Origin of the sequence: Brevibacterium sp. NPDC056726 (assembly GCF_042790515.1) — a bacterium.
Taxonomy (GTDB): Bacteria; Actinomycetota; Actinomycetes; order Actinomycetales; family Brevibacteriaceae; genus Brevibacterium; species Brevibacterium sanguinis.
Window position 1 is genome coordinate 254,488 of the sequence record NZ_JBHTYZ010000001.1, and the last position, 18,985, is coordinate 273,472.

An 18,985-nucleotide genomic window follows, 5' to 3' on the forward strand; every position below is an offset into this window, starting at 1 on the left:
AACCTACCGAGATGGCCGACTTTCCGCCTCGCACAAAAGTATGAAATTGCAACGCCCACGTGTGCCGCGATCGACTCCCTCACTCGTTGTCCCTCAACAGTTCCGCCCGCCAGTACGGGTCACCCCGGTATCGGCTCTTGTCGAGGGTACATCCGCGGAGGGCGACGATGACGGTGGTCGAAGTTTACGAAGGTCCTCAGGCTCGACGAGGCGGCCCCCACCATGGTGACGGTGGGGGCCGCATTGTGTGTTTCAACAGAATTCGAGCCTATCGGTTCGTTGTGTCCTAAGCGTGCCCGGGACTGGTGCAAGGTTTGGTGACATCTGATCTGGCTTGTCCACAAGCAAGCCTGGAAGGATAGACTCCATGCCCCAGCCCTACCCGAACGAGTTCCGCGACGACGTCATCCGCGTCGCCCTCAACCGCGACGAGAAGACCACCATCGGACAGATCGCGAAGGACTTCGGAATCCACGAAGGCACCATCGCGAAATGGCTGCGCCTAGCAGACATCGATGCCGGCAACAAGCCGGGCACGACCACGGACGAATCCGCTGAACTGCGCGAGCTGCGTCGGCGCAATCGCCTGCTGGGACAGGAGAACGAAGTGCTACGCCGCGCGGCCGCCTATTTGTCACAGGCGAATCTGCCGTCAAAAAGCTCTTCCCGCTCGTGAGAGAGCTCGCCGCCGACGGGATCGCTGTCGGCAGTGTCGTGCCGGGTTTTGATGCTCTCTCGCCAGCCCTACTACCGATGGCTGGCAGTGCCTGTGCCTGAAGCCGAGGTGAATGAGGCGTATCGGGCCAATGCGCTCTTCGACGCCCTTGCCGATGACCCTGAATTCGGGTACCGGTACCTGGCTGATGAGGCTAAGGCTACCGGTGAGCCGATATCAGTGCGGACTGCGTGGCGGTTGTGTTCGGCCAATGCCTGGTTCTCGACCTTCGGCTGGGGCCAGGCCACGAATGGTCAGCGTCCGAGACGACCCGTCCACGACGACCTCTGCGCGATCACCGATGAGCACGGGCGCACTCGGCACGAGTTTCGCGCCGAGGCGCCGAATCAACTGTGGCTGACCGATTTAACGGAGCACTGGACAGACGAGGGCAAGCTCTACCTCTGTGCGATCAAGGACGCCTACTCAGGCCGGATCGTGGGCTATTCGATCAGCTCGCGGAAGAAGGCCCGGTTGGCAGTTGATGCCCTCGAGATGGCCGTGGCCCGTCGTGGTGGTGACGCGGCCAGATGCGTGGTCCACAGTGACCGCGGCTGTCAATTCCGGTCGAAGAAATTCACCCGAGCCTTGGAACGTCACGGCGTGGTCGGATCAATGGGCAGAGTCGGTGCGGCCGGCGATAACGCCGCAATGGAATCGTTCTTCGCCCTGCTACTGAAGAACGTTCTCGACCGCCGCCGATGGGCCACTCGGGAACAGCTGAGGATCGCGATCGTGACCTGGATCAAGCGGACGCATCATCGGCGCCGGCGGCAAGCTCGGTTGGGCCGTTTGACACCTGTTGAGTACGAAGCAACCATTGAGTCACCTGCAGTCGCAGCGTGATACCTCGAGTGACACCGATCCTTGCATCAGTCCCTTTCGCCCGTCAAGAGGCTTGAATGGCATATATCGTCGCTGCGCAACTGTGCCTCGTTCGCTCTCCTAAAGCGGGTGTCGGCAGTTCGAATCTGCCCGGGGGCGCCTTCACGCCGCTTCTCAGCAGGGCCGCCTCACGTCAGGGCGAGCAGTCCGAGTCCGGCCAGCACCGACCCGATCATCACGGCAAGCCCCATTGCCAGTGTCGCCTTCCATCCCATCGCCTTGCCGACCATGACCATCGACGGAATGCTCAGCGCGGGCAGTGCGATGAGCAGCGCCCCGGTCGTCCCCGCCCCGACCCCGGCGGCCAGCAGCGTGATGATGACGGGGATCTCACCGCCGGTCGGAATGACGAGCAGCGTGCCGACGCACGCAGCGACGATGATGGCGAGCGCTCCCAGCTGAGCCTCGAGGCCGTAGAGCCCGGTCAGCCACGGTGCGACGAGCCCGATGACGAAGACGAGGGCGAGATGTTCGGGGATGAGGACGAGCGCGAACCGCGACAGCGAGCGCAGATAGCGCAAGGGCATCGATGAGAGTCGGACGGGCTCGCTCACGGCCGATGTCGGAACGTCCTTGACCCGACCGGCCAGCCACGTGCCGATGAGGGCACTGGCGCCGACGGCGATGAGGAGTCCGATGCCGATGCGCGTGCCCACGTACTGCCACGGCAGGACGAGAGCGAGGAAGATGAGCACGGCCGGGTTGAGGAGCGGATTGCCGACCCAGTACGCCAGAGCGGCGCTGCGGGTGACACCGCTGACCCGCAGGCCCGCCGCCACCGGCGCCGCGCAGCACGTGCACATCATGCTCGGCAGCGACAGCGTCGCGCCGACGAGCGACTGGGTCGCGGTGTGCCGCCGGTTCATCACCCGCAGCAGCCAGTCGCGCGGCACGAGCGCATCGATCGCCGCAGCGACGAGGAGTGCGACGACGAGCGCCTTCCACACCGCGAGGAAGTACGCGAGCGTGAAGTCCCAGGCTCCCGTCAGTGACATCGCGTCCCCGGCGACGGCGAACAGTGAGCCGCCGTCCCACACCGACGTCTCGCTCAGCGTCCATGCCCGGTCCCAGTACGGCAGCCATTTCGACCAGGTGAGGCCGCCGACGAGGAGAACGACGAGGAATCCCAGACCGATCCAGTCCGCGGCACCGAGGCGACGGCGCCGCCCGGTCGGGGTCGGCGCCGTCTGTGCTGGAGCATCCACCGCGTCAGAGACTCGGCTCGGGGATCTCTCCCTCTTCCCGACGTTTGTCCGCGTCACGGGAGACCCGCACGACCATCGTCGGGCACTGCGAGTACGGCAGCACCGACTGCGAGGTCGACCCGAGCAGCAGGCCGGCGAACCCGCCGCGCCCGCGGGACCCGATGACGAGGACCTCTGCGGTGTCGGAGGCGCGCACGAGCACCTCGGCGGGCTGCCCGTCGAAGAGGGTCCACGTGACGTCGAGGTCGGGGAACTCGTCCTTGATCCGCTGCTTGGCGACGACGAGCTTGTCGGCGCCTTCGTTGATGAGGCGTTCGAGGTCGGCGGTGCTCGGCAGCCATTCGGGACCGATGACCGTCGTCGTGATGACCGCGACGATGTGCAGCGGCGACCCGCGCCGCACGGCGAGCCGCGCCGCCTTCCACAGGGCCGGCGACTCAGCCCCGAGCGAATCGACGCCGACGACGACCTTGCCGTCGAAGCGCAGGCCCTCGATCGCCTCGGCGTCGGGATCCGTTTCCTCGATCTCTCCTCGGTCCTGGCGGATCGGGCGTGACGACGTCGGATGGGCGGCCTTGTCCGTCTCGGCCTGCCATGCCGCCGGAACGACGACCGTCGGGCAGGCGGAGTGCGCGGGCAGTGCGCTCGAGACGGTGCCGAGCAGACGACCGGCGAACCCGCCGCGACCGCGCGACCCGACGACGGTCAGTCCCCCGGTCTTCGACTCCTCGATGAGCACCCCGGCGGCATCGCCGATCTCGATGACGGCTTCGACGGGGACGCCGGCGGCCTTGACCTCCGCCGCTGCCTCCTTGAGCGTGTTCGTCACCGACTGGCGGATCGCCGAGTCGTCGATCGGCACATACGACACGTCGATCGCCGCGGCGGCGACACTGGGGATCGTGTAGGCCCCGACGAGCCGAATCGGCTTGCCGAGCGACCGTGCTTCCTGGATCGCCCAGTTGAGCGCGTTCCTGCTCGGCGGGGATCCGTCGATGCCGACGATCACCGCGTCGGACTCACCGACCGGCGGCGATCCGGCACCCTGGGTGCGGTCCTGCTCTGACATCGCACGCTCCTTATGTCGCAGCGAACTTCTCACAATCAACACTAGAGCACATTGCGTCGAACACTGCCGTCTATGTCACATCGTTATCCGGTGGCGATCACAGTGCGGACATCATCGTCACCGGTCAGACCCGTTGTCGAGTCATCGGCGGTGGTGCCGGCGGTGCGGTCGGCCAGCGCCGGACGCCGGTGACCGCACCGGGCCCGGCTGCTACGTCAGCGGTCAGGCCGCATGACCCATGTCGAGGAACGGACGCCACTGCTCGACGGGCTTGTCGATGCCGCGCATCCAGAACTGACCGACTCGGGGCTCCTTGGGGCGGAAGCTCAGCTTCCACCCGATCTCGCCGAGGGTGCGGTCGCCCTTGCGGTTGTTGCAGTCCCGGCAGCAGGCGACGAGGTTCTCCCACGTGTTGCCGCCGCCGCGCGAGCGCGGCATGACATGGTCGACCGTGCTCGCCGGCCGGGTGCAGTAGGCGCAGCGGTGGTTGTCGCGGCGGAGCACCCCGCGGCGGGAGAGCGAGACCCGACGGTCCCGCGGTGGTCTGACGTATCGGGTGAGCAGGATGACCGAGGGCTGGTCGAGGCTCACGTGCTGCGATCTCACCGGAGCGTCCTCCGCTGCGAGCACTGTCGCTTTGCCCGTGAGCACCAGCACGACAGCTCTGGTGAACGGCACGACCGACAGCGGTTCGTATCCGGCATTGAGCACGAGAGTCTTCATATCTCGCCCCTCATCGTCATGTGCGGGGGTGTCCCACTGCTCCGGTCGCTCAGGCTCGCTCGCTGCCGCACCGGCGGCGCACCTGTCCCAGGGAACACAAAAGGCGTCGTGCACCAGCACAACGCCTTGGAAACGGACATAGACACAGATATGTACTCCGCGCCAGAACCTGGAGCGGCTATCCGGAATATTCGACTATGCCCCATCCGATTTCCCATCGCTTACGGAACTCAATCTTCTCAAGAGTAACGCCGATTGCCGCTGTGATCGAATTCATACCGTCCGCGTCATGAATTCTTCCCTCGTCGTTCACTTCGAACGGCCGTCCACGCCGATCTCGGACGGCCGCCGGTGCCCGCGCACGGCCCGGGAGGCCTGCCGGTCGCACCGCGCCGGGATGCAGAAACTCCCCGCCTCACTCGAGGACCGTCGAGTGAAGCGGGGAGTGTCCGGCGAATCGAATCAGAGAACGCGAATGAACTTCGCGCCGCCGTCGATCATCCAGTCGATGCTGCGGTAGCTGGTGTCGACACGCGGGTTGCCGGCGTCGTACATCATGCCGTTGCCGGCGTAGATGCCGATGTGTCCCGGCTTCCAGATGAGGTCGCCCGGCTGAGCTTCGGACTTCGACACGGTCGTGCCTGCGCTGCCCTGGGCACCGGAGGTGCGGGGCAGGTTGACGCCGACCTTGCCGTAGACGTAGGAGGTGTAGCCCGAGCAGTCCCAACCGCTGGGCGAGGTGCCGCCGGAGACGTAGGGGGTGCCGACGTACTGCTTGGCGATGGCGAGGACCTGCTGGGCCTTCGAGCCATCGGGCATCTTGAAGTCGGAACCGGAGTCCTTCGAGTCGCCCTTGTCGCTGTCGGACTTGGACGAGGACTTCTTGTCCGAGGACGAGGAGGAGTCGGACGAGCTGGAGCTCGCGCTCGAAGCCGGCTTCGGCTCGGGCTTCGGCTCCGGCTTGGGAGCGGGCTTCGCGGTGACGGTCTGGACGTCGGCGCTGAAGGAGGAGCCTTCGGCCTTCTTGTCCTTGTCATCGGTGTTGCCCTTGGCAACGACCGTGGCGGCCTGGTTCTGGAATTCGGCGACCTCAGTGGTCTGCGATTCGGCGGAGACAGCGACGCTGTCGTCTCCGGCCTGACCGGCTGCCGGGAGAACGGCTGCGGTGAGAAGGCCACCGCTGGCAGCGACGACGGCTGCGCGACGTCCGAAGACGGCGGAGTTGGCATTCAGGAGTTCGGTCAGTTCGGTCAGCGGGGTCTTGACCTTGGTCTCTGCGGCGCGGCGGCCATGGTGCTTAGTTGCCACGTTTTCCTCTCGTCACCTATCGGATTCCTCCGACCGCCACTCTCGGTCCTGGTGTGTGTCACAGCGGGCGTGGCGTGCGGCTCCCGGCGTGAAGTCGCCTGCTTGCGCGGGCGACCTCCACAACTGTAACCAATCGGTGATCAATTGTCACGTTTCTGTCACAACCAGGGTGGGGAAACCCCGCGGTTAACCCTAAATACCGAGGTGAGAGGCTTGAATGAGATTCATGTCTCCGTAACATTCGCTGTTACAGACACCGGCCCGGGGAGCGGATCTCCGCTCCCCGGGCCGGGTTGTGCAACGTTTCGTTACACACTCTGAGCTCTGTGCGTCGACTCCGTCACGGAGTGCGACCGCTGCGTGATGTCACGACCGGTGACCGCCCTGTGCCGACGGAACCTCAGGCGGGCAGTGCCGTTCAGCGCTTGTGGGCGAACACGTGCGAGGCGGTCTCGACGGGAAGGTCGAGGACGTCCTCGGCGCCGGGCACCTGCACGGTGATGTACTCGCCGTTGCGGGTGATCTCGACGTCGGTGCCGGGCATGACCCCGGCGACCTGGAACTGCTGGAGGAGGTGGATGTCGACCTGCAGCGGTTCGGCCAGCCATGCGATCGTCAGCTGCGTGGCGCCGTCGCGGGCGACCGCGGTCGCGAGGTCGACCACCTCGGCGCCGTTGCTCGCTTCGGCACCGATGACCTCGAGACCCGGGATCGGGTTGCCGTAGGGACCAGACTTCGTGTCGGGCAGCAGGCTGACGAGCTTGCGCTCGACCTGCTCGCTCATCACATGCTCCCACCGGCAGGCTTCGTCGTGGACGAGCTCCCACTCGAGACCGACGACGTCGGCGAGGAGCCGTTCGGCCAGACGGTGCTTGCGCATCACCTCGGTGGCGATGCGGCGCCCCTCCGGGGTGAGTTCGAGGTGCCGATCATTGCTCACATGGAGCAGGCCGTCGCGCTCCATCCGGGCCACGGTCTGGGAGACGGTGGGTCCCGAATGGTCGAGGCGCTCGGCGATCCGGGCCCGCAGGGGCACGATCGACTGCTCCTCGAGCTCGATGATCGACTTGAGGTACATCTCGGTTGTATCGACGAGGTCGTTCACTTAAGACCAGCCACTCCACTCTTCGTCTTCAGGTCTGGGGAGACCATGTCAGGCGTTCACACATTTCAGGGGGCGTGCGACCGTGCCCCGGCTGCGATGTCTCGCGGCCCCCTGAGATTCACATCGATTCTATCGTGGCCGCGGGGTCTCAGCCCGCGTTGACGTACGCCGTCTTGTGGACGGTGTAGAACTCGCGTGCCGCTCGGGCCTGTTCGCGGGGTCCGTAGCTCGACCCCTTCCGGCCTCCGAACGACACGTGGTAGTCCACCCCCGCCGTCGGCGCATTCACCATCACCATTCCTGCCTGGGCATAACGCTTGAAGTGGCTCGAATATTTCAGCGACGACGTGAAGATGCCCGCGGACAAGCCGAACGCGGTGTCGTTGGCCACCGCGAGCGCCTCGTCGTAGTCGGCGACCTTGATCACCGAGGCGACCGGACCGAAGACCTCATCGACGTTGATCGTGTCGGTCGGCTTCGTGCCCGTGACGAGAGCCGGTGCGAGGAAATACCCCTCCGTGTCCGCCTCAATGCGGTCACCGCCGGTGACCTCACCGCCTTCGTCCCGGGCGATGTCGATGTAGCGCAGGTCCTGGGCGAGCTGGTCGTCGGAGACGACGGGGCCGATGTCGACGCCCTCGGCGCGGGCATCGCCGACGGTCAGGCCCCGCATCCGCTCGGTGACGAGCCGGACGAATTCGTCGTGGACGTCAGCGGTGACGATGAGCCGCGACGAGGCGGTGCAGCGCTGACCGGTGGAGAAGAAGGCGCCGTTGACCGCGGCATCGGCGGCGGCGTCGAGGTCGGCGTCGCCGAGGACGACGAGCGGGTTCTTCCCGCCCATCTCACACTGCACGCGGATCCCGTGTTCGCTGGCCGCGGCGATGACACCGCGCCCCACGGCGGCGGATCCGGTGAAGGTGATGGCGTCGACGTCCGCCGAGGCGGTGAGCACGTCGCCGACGACGCGACCGGGCCCCATGACGAGGTTGAGGACCCCGTCGGGCAGGCCCGCCTCGACGAGGATGTCGACGAGCGCCGAGGCGGATCCGGGGACGAGTTCGGCCGGTTTGAACACGACGGTGTTGCCATAGGCGAGCGCCGGGGCGATCTTCCAGGCGGGGATGGCGATGGGGAAGTTCCACGGCGTGATGACGCCGACGACGCCGATGGGCTCGTGGGTCATCTCGGCGACGAGGCCGGGGCGCACGGAGTCGATGATCTCCCCGGTGTTGCGGATCGTCTCACCGGCGAAGAACTTGAAGATCTGCGCGGCGCGCAGCACCTCGCCGCGGGCCTCGGTCAGCTGTTTGCCCTCTTCGCGGGCGAGGAGGTCGGCGAGGTCGTCGGCGCGTTCGGCGATGAGGGTGCCTGCGGTGTCGAGGATCGCGAAGCGCTGCTGCGCGGGGAAGTCGGCCCAGGCCGGTGCCGCGGCAGCCGCGGCGGCGATGGCGTCGGTGACGGTCTGGGCGTCGGCACGGGCGAAGCTGCCGATGACGTCGGCGGGATCGGACGGGTTGCGGTTGAGCACGCGGTCCTCGGATCCGCGGCGCTGTCCGCCGATGAGGTTGTCGAACCGGGCGACCGTGCCCTCATCCGTCCGGGCGGCGTCGCCCCGGTGGGCCTCCGGGGTCTGAGGCTCCGGTGCTGCCTGGTCGCTGCCGGTCGTCGTGGTGTCCTGCGGTGTCTGTGCCATGGATGCTCCTTGGGGATTCGGGGTGGGGACGGGTCGTCCGGCTCACGACGCTGCGAGCCGGGAGACCCGGCGGGGGTGTCTGTGTCAGGGTGGCTGCCTGCCCGGAAGGGGTCAGTGCGTGCAGTCCTTTCGGTCAAGGATAGAGGCGGACGAGCTCCCATTGGTCAGCGGCCGCGAGATCGCCGGGGTCGTGACTGCCGTCGGCGCGTCGGAACACCCACCGGTCGTGGAAGCGGTTCTGCTGACCCTGCCAGAACTCGATCTCGAACGGCCGGATGCGGAACCCGCCCCAGTGCGCAGGCCGCGGCACCTCACGCCCCTCGAATTCGGTCACGGCGGCGGCGTACTCGGCTTCCATCTGCTCGCGCCCGCTCACCGGCTGGGACTGCTTCGACACGTTCGCCGCGATCTGCGAGCCGCGGGGGCGCACCGCGAAGTACGCGTCGGACTCCGCGGCGGCGACCGCCTCGGCGAGGCCCCGGATCCGGATCTGCCGGTGCATGTCCTGCCACGGGAAGCTCGCCGCGATGCGCGGATCGGCGGCGAGCTGCCGTCCCTTCGCCGAGTCGTAGTCGGTGAAGAAGACGAAGCCGGCGGCATCGACGGCCTTGAGCAGGACGATGCGGGCGACGGGACCCCAGTCGTCGAGCGTGGACACGGTCATGGCGTTGGGTTCGCGGACCTGGCCGGCGGCTTCGTCGTACCACGTGCGGAACAGGTCGAGCGGGGAGACCTCGGGGCGGTCGAACGAGGACGAGATGTAGGAGGCCCGGGTCTGGGCCAGGCGGTCGACAGGCTCACTCATGGCTCCACTCTACGGGCGGTCACGGACACGGCCGGACCGTGCGGGGTGCGGGCACGATCCGCACGTGATGAGACGGCCCGCGGTCGCTGTGCGGCGAGACCTTAGAATGGCGTGCGTGACTGCGACGAACCTGACGATTCCAGACGAACTCCTGCCCGCCGACGGACGATTCGGATCGGGCCCCGCCCGCATCCGGTCGGCACAGATCGATGCGCTGAGCGCGGCCGGGGCGACCGTGCTCGGCACGAGCCATCGCCAAGCGCCGGTGAAGAGTCTCGTGGGCCGGATCCGCACCGGACTGGCCGAGCTCTTCGACCTTCCCGAGGGCTACGAGGTCGTCCTCGGCAACGGCGGGTCCACCGTGTTCTGGGACGTCGCCGCCTTCGGTCTCGTCCGCGAGCGCGCCGCCCATGCGACGTTCGGTGAGTTCGGCCAGAAGTTCGCGAAGGCCACGGACACCGCCCCGCACCTCAAGGACTCCCTCATCCTCGCCGCCGAGCCGGGCACCGCGGCGATCCCCTCCCCCGCCGCCCTGGCCGACGCCGGACTCGACGGGACCGCCGACGTCTACGCGTGGCCCCACAACGAGACCTCGACGGGTGTGGCGACGACGATCGCGCGGCCTCAGGGCATCGACGACGATGCGCTCGTCGTCATCGACGCGACGTCCGGTGCCGGCGGCCTGCCCGTCGACATCGCCGAGACCGACGTCTACTACTTCGCACCGCAGAAGAACATGGGCTCCGACGGCGGCCTGTGGGTGGCGATCCTCTCCCCGAAGGCGGTCGCCCGGGCGCAGGAGATCAAGGACTCCGGGCGCTGGATCCCCGCCTCGCTCGACCTCGTCACCGCGATCGACAACTCCCGCAAGGATCAGACGTACAACACCCCGGCCGTTGCGACCCTGCTCCTGCTCGCCGAGCAGATCGAGTGGATGAACGGCAACGGCGGCCTCGAGTGGGCCACCGAGCGCACCCGCGAGACCTCGGGGTACGTCTACGACTGGGCGGAGTCCGCCGAGGTGGCCCGCCCCTACGTCGCCGATCCCGCGGACCGCTCGTCGGTCGTCGTCACCGTCGACTTCGACGACTCCGTCGATGCCGCCCGCATCGCCTCGGTGCTGCGCGCCAACGGCATCGTCGACGTCGAACCGTACCGCAAGCTCGGCCGCAATCAGCTGCGCATCGCGACGTTCGTCTCCGTCGACCCGGCCGACGTCAAGGCGCTGCTGGGCTGCCTCGACTTCGTCATCGACGCCATCGCCTGACGGGCCTGGGGGCGTTTCGGACCCCGCACCCGCAGCCGCACACACAACCCGTGCACGCGGAGTGTGAGCGGCTGAAGGTGCCTCTCGAGAAGTGACACCGACGCACAAGCCGCTCCGGGTAGTCTTCGGTGTTCCGGGTAGTGGTTGGGGCTCCGGGTAGTGTTCGGCACCCCGAGCAGTCGATGAGGCTCCGCCGGCACCTTGCGGCATCAGCCCGCAGCGCACCTGAGGCCGCCGCGTCTTCTCACATGAAGTGGATGAGCAGTCCGATGCCGAAGGTGATGGCGGCGAGCAGGGCGAGACCGAGCTCGATGACGGTGCCGATGCCGATCGCCTTGATCGAGCCCCAGCTCGAGCCCCACGCGACCTTGGGGTCTTTGAGTCGGGACAGCTCGGCGAGGTAGAGGCCGAGGACGAAGCCGACGGGCAGACCGACGACGGGGATGACGAAGAAGCCGACGATCGCGAGCACTCCGCCGAGCATGACCGACCGATTCGGCACGGACATCTCCTTGAGCTTGCGGCCGGTGAGGACGAGCGACGCGCTCATCCCGGCAGCGACAAGGACGGCGACGATCGCGAAGACGATCCACGCGGCGGGAGTGCCGATGACGATGGCCCAGATGAGCACCCCGATGCCGATGAGGATCGACCCGGGCAGCACCGGCACGATGATGCCGAGACAGCCGATGAGCACGGCGATGCCGACGAGCACCGATGTGAGAATGTCCGCATCCACCACGTGACGGGCCCTTTCGAGTTCGGAGACGAGAGCGCAGGCCCGATCTTACGGGACGCAGGTGTGGAGCACCTGGCGACGCTACGGGTGCCCGAGGTAGCTGACGTGGAGCCGGATGCGCGATTTCGGGTCGTAGGTCAGGCGGAGGTTCTTCGCGACGATCATCCAGACGAGCCCGACCGCGAACGCGAGCAGCCCCGAGGCCGCACCGACGGCCATTGACATGCGCGGACCGAACGCGTCGGCGACCCATCCCGCCAGCGGCGCACCGAGCGGGGTGCCGCCCATGACCACGGCCGCATAGATCGCCATCACCCGGCCGCGGTAGGACGCCGGAGTCGTCGTCTGCACGTAGGCGTTCGCCGAGGTCAGCATCGTCAGCGACGAGAACCCGACGAGGATGAGCGCGGCGGCGAAGACGTAGTAGTTCGTGATGAGCGAGGCGAGTCCGACGGCGAGGCCGAACCCGCCGGCGGCGCCGAAGATGAAGCGCAGACGCGGTTTCTCCCGCTTCGCCGAGGCGAGGGCACCGGCCACCGACCCGATCGCCATGACGGAGTTGAGCAGGCCGAATCCGCTCGCATCCTTGCCGAACTCGATCCGCGCCATCGTCGCGGTGTAGATGTTGAAGTTGAATCCGAATGTCGCCACGATGAAGAGGACGACGAGCACGATGACGACGTCAGGGCGGGAGCGCAGGTAGCGGAACCCGCCGAGGACCCCGCCGCCGCCTCGGCGATTGGACGGATGGAGGCGCGAGCGGTCGAGCCGGATGAGAACGGTGAGCGTCGCCGCGAACCCGAGCCCGCTGATGAGGAACACGGGTCCGGCGCCGACGAGGGCGGTGATGACTCCGGCGACCGCGGGCCCGATCATCCGTGCCCCGTTGAACGACGCGGAGTTGAGGCTGACCGCGTTGGGCAGGAGCTTCTCGCCGACGAGCTCGGAGACGAAGGCCTGGCGGGCGGGGGTGTCGAGGGTGGCGAGGATGCCGAGGACGAGCGCGAGCACATAGACCTGCCACAGCTCGATCGTGTCGGTGATGACGAGGACGAAGAGCAGCAGTCCGGCGGCGCCGAGGAGGGCCTGCGTGACCATGAGCAGCGCGCGTTTGGAGAATCGGTCGGCGAGCGCCCCCGCGAAGGGGAACATGATGAGCTGGGGACCCATCTGCAGCGCCATCGTGATGCCGAGCGCCGAGGCGTTGTTGTTCGTCAGGTAGGTGAGGACGAGCCAGTCCTGGGCCGTCCTCTGCATCCACGTTCCGGTGTTCGAGATGAGCGCGCCGGCGAACCAGTGTCGGTAGTTCGGTTCGGCGAGCGACCGGAACGTGTGGGCCATCGAGTGGTTCAGCCCTCCTGGAACTCGAGTTCGCCGCGGGCGTAGTCGTCGACGACGGCTTCGGCTGGTTCGGTGTCCGGGCGTCTGACGTCGGTCTCCGAATGCGCGCCGCAGCCCGAATCGAGTTGGACGACGCGGCCGTCGAAGGGCGACCAGGCGTTTGCGCAGACCCCGAACTGCTCCCGCAGCGAACCGGCGATCGGCATGAAGTACCCGCAGGTGCTGCAGTGCGCCGAGGCGCGGGTGGAGAATTCGCCTTCGGCACCGGCATCGGAGTTCGCCCACCGGGTCGCGGCCGAGGAGATCCCCTCGGGTGAGAGCACCCGCTCGCGACCGATGCCGAACTCGAAGTTGGCGATCTGGTCGATGTTGTCGGCCGAGTTGTCCTCGGTCTGCTGGTAGCCCGGCTGCAGGTTGGGATCGGAGTCGACCTTCGGCAGGGTGTCGCGCGGGGTGAGATCCCCGGGTTCGAGGCGCTGATCCCACGGCACCCACTCGGGGGCGACGAGGGCGTCGGGTCCCGGCAGCAGCGCGGTCTCGCAGACGGTGACCTTCTTCGACCGCGGTGCCCGCGCGAGGACGGCGACCCAGCGCCAGCCCCGGTAGCTCGGGTCGGTGCACACGAAGTAGTGGGTGACGAGCCGGGTGCCCTCGGCCAGCGCGCCGAGGTGCTCGCCGATCACGGAGCTGCCGGCCACCTCGGCGATCGCCGACCGGGCGATGTCGCTCGCCGCTGCCAGCTGGGCGTCGAGGACGACCTTCTCCGGAGTCGAGCGGGCCGGTTTCACAGCCGTGGCCGCGTCCTTCTTCGCCGAGGACGCATCCGATGTCGTCTCGGGATCGCCGGTGGCCGTCGCGGGATCGCTGCTGGCCGATCCGGCATCGACAGTGGCCGTCTCGGCATCGGTGGAATCGACCGGCGCCGAGGTGGTGGCGACGTCCGCGTCCTCAGGCGCCGAGGCGGCGGCCTGGGTGCCCGTGCGCTGGTCGTCCAGCCACGTCGTGAAGAGAGAGGACATCATGACTCCAAATCGTCGGCGATCGCCCGCAGCAGCGAGGCGACCTTGTTCCCGTGCTCGCGGTCGGGGTAACGGCCGTGCTGCAGGCCGTTGTTCAGGTCATCGAGAACTTTGATGACGTCTTCAACCATAACCGCCATGTCCTCGGTGGAGCGGCGGCGGGCCTTCGCGACCTTCGCGGGAGTGCTGATCAGCCGTGCTTTGAGCACCTGGGCGCCGCGGCGGGAGTCGACGACGTCGTAGTCGAGGCGGGTGCCCTTCGTGACCTCTGTGCCTTCGGGCAGGACCGAGGAGTGGAGGAAGGCCTGCGAGCCGTCCTCGGCGACGACGAAGCCGTAGCCCTTGTCGGCGTCGAACCATTTCACGCGTCCGGTTGGCATGGTGTCCTTTCGTGCAGTGCTGCCGTGGTGCGCAGCCCTGCGGTGTCTCGGAGGACCCTGTCGGGTCCTGTGTCTCTGACCGGCGGTGCCGGTCCGTGGCGGTGGCCGGCTGGTGCCGACCGCTGTCGGTGCCGACTGTCGCCGGCGTGGGTCTCGGGCCGGCTGGTGCCGGTCTGTGTCAGTGGTGCCCGGTAATGTCCTGCGCACCCAGATGGAAGGAGGTGGTCAATGGTGATTCGTCGGTCCCGCGACGCCGACGCCGAGTGGCTCGCACTCATGGCCTCGCAACCGAAGGAGGCTCCGGCCGCTGAGCACGAGTCTCATCGCTCGCCTCACGTGTCACTGTCGCCCGGTGGCTGCCACGTGCCGTTGCTCTGCCCGTGAGCGTCACGGTGAGCGTTCGTCGGCTGGTCGCAACCTCTGCCTGCGCTGAGCTGGGTCCGGCTGAGCCAGCCGTCCTCAGCTGCTCGGTCGGTGCGGTTTCGGTGAGTTGCCGTGAACTGCGGTCCGAACGGAGGCCCCGAGCGAATGGAACCACCAACCGACTGGGGGTGATCACCTCGGAGAAGCGAGCCTGCGGAAGTGAGCCCGCGGTTCGTCTCAGCTCTCATTCACCCCTGGCTGCCTGCGTCTGAGCGCCGAGCGGATGACGACCGCTGCGAGCAGAGCGAAGGCGATGGGCAGAAGGATCATCGGCAGGTATGTCAGCAAGTGCGAGGGGGTGTACCCCATCCACGCCTGACCCAGAACGCCGATGAGACCGGCTGCTCCGATGACGGCTGCTGCGACGGCTACGACGACGATGGCCGTATCGACACGCTTGGCTGACAATGCTCGTCCTTCCCGAGGTGATTGGGCGTTCCTGACCCGTCCATTGTACCCCTGGGGATACACTGAACGGCGATGTCAATGACCTTCAGCACATGGCTGGCCCAGAGCTCCGACGCGGACTTCGAGTCGTTCGTGCGGACTCGTCGCGACCTCCTCCGGCCCGAGTCGCCGACACTGTCCTCCCTCGCCGCCGCGGCGTCGTCGCGCATCGGCGTCTCCCGCGGCATCGAAGCGCTCGACGCCGACCAGCTCGACCTCCTCATCGGTCTCGCCACGGCCGCCCGCACCGGGCCCGACATCAGTCTCGACCGCCTCGGCGATGCCGTCCCCGCTGACGCCGACCTCACCCGGCTGCGCGACCTCGGCCTCGCCTGGCCGACGGACTCCCCCGACGTCTGGCGGATCCAGTCCGAGGCGATCACCCTCCTGCCCACCTCGGCGGCGGATTCCGCCCGCCCCCGCCCATGGCACACCTACACGGACTCCGCCCAACGCCCGGATGACGCGGCGACGTCGATCCCCCAGGCCCTCGTCCACAACAGCGAACAGGCGGCCGTCGCCGAGGTCGTGTCCTCCCTGCGCGGACTCGTCGACGAGATGGAGTCCTCCCCCGTCTCCCGCCTGACGAGCGGCGGCATCTCGAAACGCGACGTCAGCCGTCTCGCGCGCACCCTCGAACTCGACCTCGAACCGACGATCACCCTCCTGCTGGCGGCGAAGTCCCTCGGTCTCATCGGCGTCCTCGACGATCCGCTCGACCCGCAGTGGACGGCGAGCGACGACGCGGCGACGATGCTCGCCGGTGATCGCGCCGACCTCTGGGCGTCGCTCGTCTCCTCGTGGCTGCGCGAATCCCAGGACGTCACCCAGCTCGTGACCGGGGCGAGCGCGAACGAGCGCCTCACCGTCCTCGCCGCCCCGAAGAAGTCCCTGTTCAAGGGCTTCAGCCAGTCGGTTCCGGCGATGCCGCTGCTGCGCTCCACCGTGCTCTCCGTGCTCCACGGCATCGGGGTCGGATCGTCGCGCTCGGCAGAGTGGATCCACGCGCAGGTCCTGCGATCCCGGCCGCTGACCCCCGCCCACGATCCCGCGATCACCGAGGAGGTCCTGCAGTCGGCGGTGATGTTCGGGCTCGCGACGACCCCGCTCCAGCAGCCGAGTCATTTCGGACCGAGCCGGTTCGGGGTGATGCTCGCCGCCGGTCTCGAGCGGGCCGCGGCCGCCGCGGTCCGTGAGAATCCGGCGCTCGCCCCGCTCGGTGTCAGCGTGTCTGCACTGTCCGTGCCCGCCGAGGTCGTCGCCGAGGTTCGCGCGGGGCTCGTCCCCGAGGTCGACACCGTCCTCATCCAGTCCGATCTCACCGCCGTGGCGACCGGCCCGATCGACCCCCGCGTCCACCACATCCTCCGCCGCTTCGCCGTCGTTGAAGCCCGCGGCCAGGGCACCGTCTACCGCATCGACGGGGACACGATCGAGGCGAGCATGCAATCCGGCGTCGACGCCGCCGAAGCGCTGCGCGAACTCGCCGCCATCAGCGCCGAACCGCTGCCCTCGACGCTCGAGTTCCTCATCTCGAACACTGCGGCGAAGCTGCGCCGGGTCCGGGTCGCCGGGGCCCGCGCCGTCCTCGTCGTCGACGACCCGGTCGACCTCGACGTCATCCTCTCCGACCCGCTCATGGCCCCCGCCGGCCTCGACCGTCTCGCCCCGACGGTGGCGATCAGCCAACTCGGCCCCGAACGCACGATGCATCTGCTCGAGGCCGGGGACCATCACGCACTCCTCCACTCCCCCGCCGGTCCCGTGCGACTCCGGTCGATGATCACGCAGACCGAACCCGAGGTGACGACGCGGACACGGGCCCGGGTCGCCGACGACCGCCTCGGCGATTACATCCGCATCCTGCGCTCGCCGGCGGGCGCGACCGCGGAGCAGCGCCCGACGGACGAACCGCTCGGCCACCTCGATCGGCTCCGGGAGGCCGCACAGGCCCGGACGCTCGTGACGATCCGGCTCGCCGACTCCCACGGTCAGGAGCGCATCGTGCAGATGCAGCCGACGACGGTCAACGGCGGGCGCGTCCGCGGCACGGTGACGACGACCGGCGCCGAGGCGTCCCTGTCGATCGCGCGCATCGTCAGCGTCGAACCGGCGCCGGAGCCGAGGTGAGCACTCGCCGGCGGTCGGGGGCACCGGCGGGAACAATCGCGCCGCCCGGCGCGTTGACCTCGTCGTTGTCACCTCGGCGAAGGAATTCATGAACGGACCTCTCATCGTCCAGTCCGATCGGACTGTGCTCCTCGAATCGGGGCACCCCCTGGCCACCGAGGCGGCGGTGGCGATCGCCCCGTTCGCGCAGCTGGCCCGGACCCCGGAGTACATCCACACGTACACGATCACCCCGCTGGGCCTGTGGAATGCGCGCGCGAGCGGCCACGACGCCGAATCGGTCGTCGATGTCCTCCTCGAGTTCGCGAAGTACCCGGTCCCCCACGAACTGCTCGTCGACATCGTCGACATCATGGACCGGTTCGGGGTGCTCACCCTCATCGACCATCCCATCCACGGCCTGACGCTGACGTCGACGGAGACCGCACTCCTCGACCGGCTGACCGGTCAGCCCGACCTCGTCGGCAAGTTCGGCAGGCGGCTCGATGACGAATCCGTCCTCGTCCACCCCTCGGAACGGGGCGAGCTCAAGCACGCCCTCCTCCAGCTCGGGCATCCGGTCTCCGACCACGCCGGCTACGTCGACGGCGAAGCCCACGACATCGAGCTCAGCGACGACGCCCACGGCGGGGCCTGGCATCTGCGCGACTACCAGCGGGAGGCCATCGACCAGTCGCTGTCCGGGGAGTCCGGGGTCGTCGTCCTCCCCTGCGGGGCCGGGAAGACGGTCGTCGGGGTCGCGACGATGTCGCGGGTGCAGACGACGACGCTCATCCTCGTGACGAACTCCGTGTCGGCGAAGCAGTGGAAGGACGAGATCCTCGCGCGCACGACGCTGACGGAGGACGAGATCGGCGAGTACTCGGGATCGGTCAAGGAGATCCGCCCGATCACGATCGCGACCTACCAGGTGCTCACGACGAGGCGGAAGGGCTCCTACCTCCACCTCGAACTCCTCGACGCCAAGGACTGGGGGCTCGTCATCTACGACGAGGTGCACCTGCTCCCGGCCCCGATCTTCCGGCTCACCGCGAGCCTCCAGGCCCGGCGCCGACTCGGGCTGACCGCCACGCTCGTGCGCGAGGACGGCCGGGAGGACGAGGTGTTCTCCCTCATCGGCCCCAAGCAGTACGAGGTGCCGTGGAAGGAGCTCGAACGCCTCGGCTTCATCGCCACCGCCGCGTGCCATGAGGTCCGCGTCCGCCTCGACGGTGGCACCCGCACCGCGTATGCCCGCGCCGACGGCGAGGATCGCTACCGCCTGGCCGCGACCTCGGATGCCAAGCTGCCGATCGTCAAGACCCTCGTCGCCGACCATCCGGAGGCGCAGATCCTCGTCATCGGCCAGTACCTCGACCAGCTCGAGGAGATCGGCGAGGCCCTCGGCGCCCCCGTGCTCACCGGGCAGACCCCGGAGTCACAGCGGCAGGAGCTCTTCCGCGACTTCCGGTCGGGGGCGATTCGGGTCCTCGTCGTGTCCAAGGTCGCGAACTTCTCCGTCGACCTGCCCGCCGCCTCGGTGGCCATCCAGGTCTCCGGTGCCTTCGGGTCGCGGCAGGAGGAGGCGCAGCGCCTCGGCCGGATCCTGCGGCCCAAGGAGGATTCGGGCTCGGCGACGTTCTACACCGTCGTCGCCGCCGACACCGTCGACGAGCACTTCGCCGCGCAGCGCCGCCGCTTCCTCACCGAGCAGGGATACAGCTACGACATCGAGGTGCGGTAGGCGCG

Annotated in this window: 15 protein-coding genes, 1 tRNA gene and 1 pseudogene; 5 read left to right on the forward strand and 12 right to left on the reverse strand. The window is 68.1% G+C overall.

What is annotated here, in order from left to right; all coding sequences use genetic code 11:
- Positions 1-367 precede the first annotated feature (367 nt).
- Positions 368-1,561 (forward strand): annotated as a pseudogene (locus ACFQ91_RS01140) (IS3 family transposase).
- Between the two features lie 38 nt (positions 1,562-1,599).
- Positions 1,600-1,699: transfer RNA gene (locus tag ACFQ91_RS01145), tRNA-Ser, on the forward strand.
- A gap of 29 nt (positions 1,700-1,728) precedes the next feature.
- Here ACFQ91_RS01145 and ACFQ91_RS01150 read toward each other — a convergent pair.
- From ACFQ91_RS01150 to pdxH, 7 genes are all read right to left on the reverse strand, one after another.
- Complete coding sequence (locus ACFQ91_RS01150; protein WP_376870140.1) at positions 1,729-2,805, reverse strand: permease; 1,077 nt, start codon at positions 2,803-2,805, stop codon at positions 1,729-1,731.
- A 4-nt stretch (positions 2,806-2,809) separates the two neighbouring features.
- A complete protein-coding gene (locus ACFQ91_RS01155; protein ID WP_137824387.1) occupies positions 2,810-3,874 on the reverse strand; it encodes a universal stress protein in 1,065 nt (354 codons plus the stop codon).
- Positions 3,875-4,096: 222 nt separating this feature from the next.
- Positions 4,097-4,597, reverse strand: a complete 501-nt coding sequence (locus ACFQ91_RS01160; RefSeq protein WP_137824388.1) for an HNH endonuclease — start codon at positions 4,595-4,597, stop codon at positions 4,097-4,099.
- A 462-nt stretch (positions 4,598-5,059) separates the two neighbouring features.
- Positions 5,060-5,905 carry a C40 family peptidase gene (locus ACFQ91_RS01165; RefSeq protein WP_198499554.1) on the reverse strand — a complete coding sequence of 282 codons (846 nt, stop codon included), beginning with the start codon at positions 5,903-5,905 and terminating at the stop codon, positions 5,060-5,062.
- A 418-nt stretch (positions 5,906-6,323) separates the two neighbouring features.
- Positions 6,324-7,010: a metal-dependent transcriptional regulator gene (locus tag ACFQ91_RS01170; protein WP_198499555.1), complete on the reverse strand. Its 687-nt coding sequence runs from the start codon at positions 7,008-7,010 to the stop codon at positions 6,324-6,326.
- Positions 7,011-7,158: 148 nt separating this feature from the next.
- A complete protein-coding gene (locus ACFQ91_RS01175) occupies positions 7,159-8,706 on the reverse strand; it encodes an aldehyde dehydrogenase family protein (RefSeq protein ID WP_376870139.1) in 1,548 nt (515 codons plus the stop codon).
- Positions 8,707-8,839: 133 nt separating this feature from the next.
- A complete protein-coding gene (pdxH, locus tag ACFQ91_RS01180; RefSeq protein ID WP_376870138.1) occupies positions 8,840-9,511 on the reverse strand; it encodes a pyridoxamine 5'-phosphate oxidase in 672 nt (223 codons plus the stop codon).
- 106 nt (positions 9,512-9,617) lie between these two features.
- On the opposite strand from pdxH, the gene serC reads away from it, so the two are divergent.
- Positions 9,618-10,778, forward strand: coding sequence for a phosphoserine transaminase (serC, locus tag ACFQ91_RS01185; protein WP_376904013.1), 1,161 nt, complete (start codon positions 9,618-9,620; stop codon positions 10,776-10,778).
- A gap of 244 nt (positions 10,779-11,022) precedes the next feature.
- On the opposite strand, the gene ACFQ91_RS01190 is transcribed toward serC, so the two are convergent.
- The 5 genes from ACFQ91_RS01190 to ACFQ91_RS01210 all read right to left on the reverse strand — a co-directional run bounded on the left by ACFQ91_RS01190 (position 11,023) and on the right by ACFQ91_RS01210 (position 15,088).
- Complete coding sequence (locus ACFQ91_RS01190) at positions 11,023-11,517, reverse strand: DUF456 domain-containing protein (protein WP_137824393.1); 495 nt, start codon at positions 11,515-11,517, stop codon at positions 11,023-11,025.
- Between the two features lie 81 nt (positions 11,518-11,598).
- Positions 11,599-12,858 carry an MFS transporter gene (locus ACFQ91_RS01195; RefSeq protein WP_376870136.1) on the reverse strand — a complete coding sequence of 420 codons (1,260 nt, stop codon included), beginning with the start codon at positions 12,856-12,858 and terminating at the stop codon, positions 11,599-11,601.
- An 8-nt stretch (positions 12,859-12,866) separates the two neighbouring features.
- The gene (locus tag ACFQ91_RS01200) at positions 12,867-13,877 is read right to left on the reverse strand and encodes a DUF3027 domain-containing protein (protein WP_376870135.1); all 1,011 of its coding nucleotides are present in this window, start codon (positions 13,875-13,877) and stop codon (positions 12,867-12,869) included.
- Positions 13,877-14,257, reverse strand: coding sequence for a cold-shock protein (locus ACFQ91_RS01205; RefSeq protein WP_376870134.1), 381 nt, complete (start codon positions 14,255-14,257; stop codon positions 13,877-13,879). The genes ACFQ91_RS01200 and ACFQ91_RS01205 overlap by 1 nt, the downstream gene beginning before the upstream one ends.
- A 600-nt stretch (positions 14,258-14,857) precedes the next feature.
- Positions 14,858-15,088: a hypothetical protein gene (locus ACFQ91_RS01210; RefSeq protein WP_198499563.1), complete on the reverse strand. Its 231-nt coding sequence runs from the start codon at positions 15,086-15,088 to the stop codon at positions 14,858-14,860.
- 78 nt (positions 15,089-15,166) lie between these two features.
- Here ACFQ91_RS01210 and ACFQ91_RS01215 point away from each other — a divergent pair, with 78 nt between their 5' ends.
- Both ACFQ91_RS01215 and ACFQ91_RS01220 read left to right on the forward strand, forming a co-directional pair.
- Positions 15,167-17,257: a helicase-associated domain-containing protein gene (locus tag ACFQ91_RS01215; RefSeq protein WP_376870133.1), complete on the forward strand. Its 2,091-nt coding sequence runs from the start codon at positions 15,167-15,169 to the stop codon at positions 17,255-17,257.
- Between the two features lie 88 nt (positions 17,258-17,345).
- A complete protein-coding gene (locus ACFQ91_RS01220) occupies positions 17,346-18,980 on the forward strand; it encodes a DNA repair helicase XPB (protein WP_376870132.1) in 1,635 nt (544 codons plus the stop codon).
- Positions 18,981-18,985 lie beyond the last annotated feature (5 nt).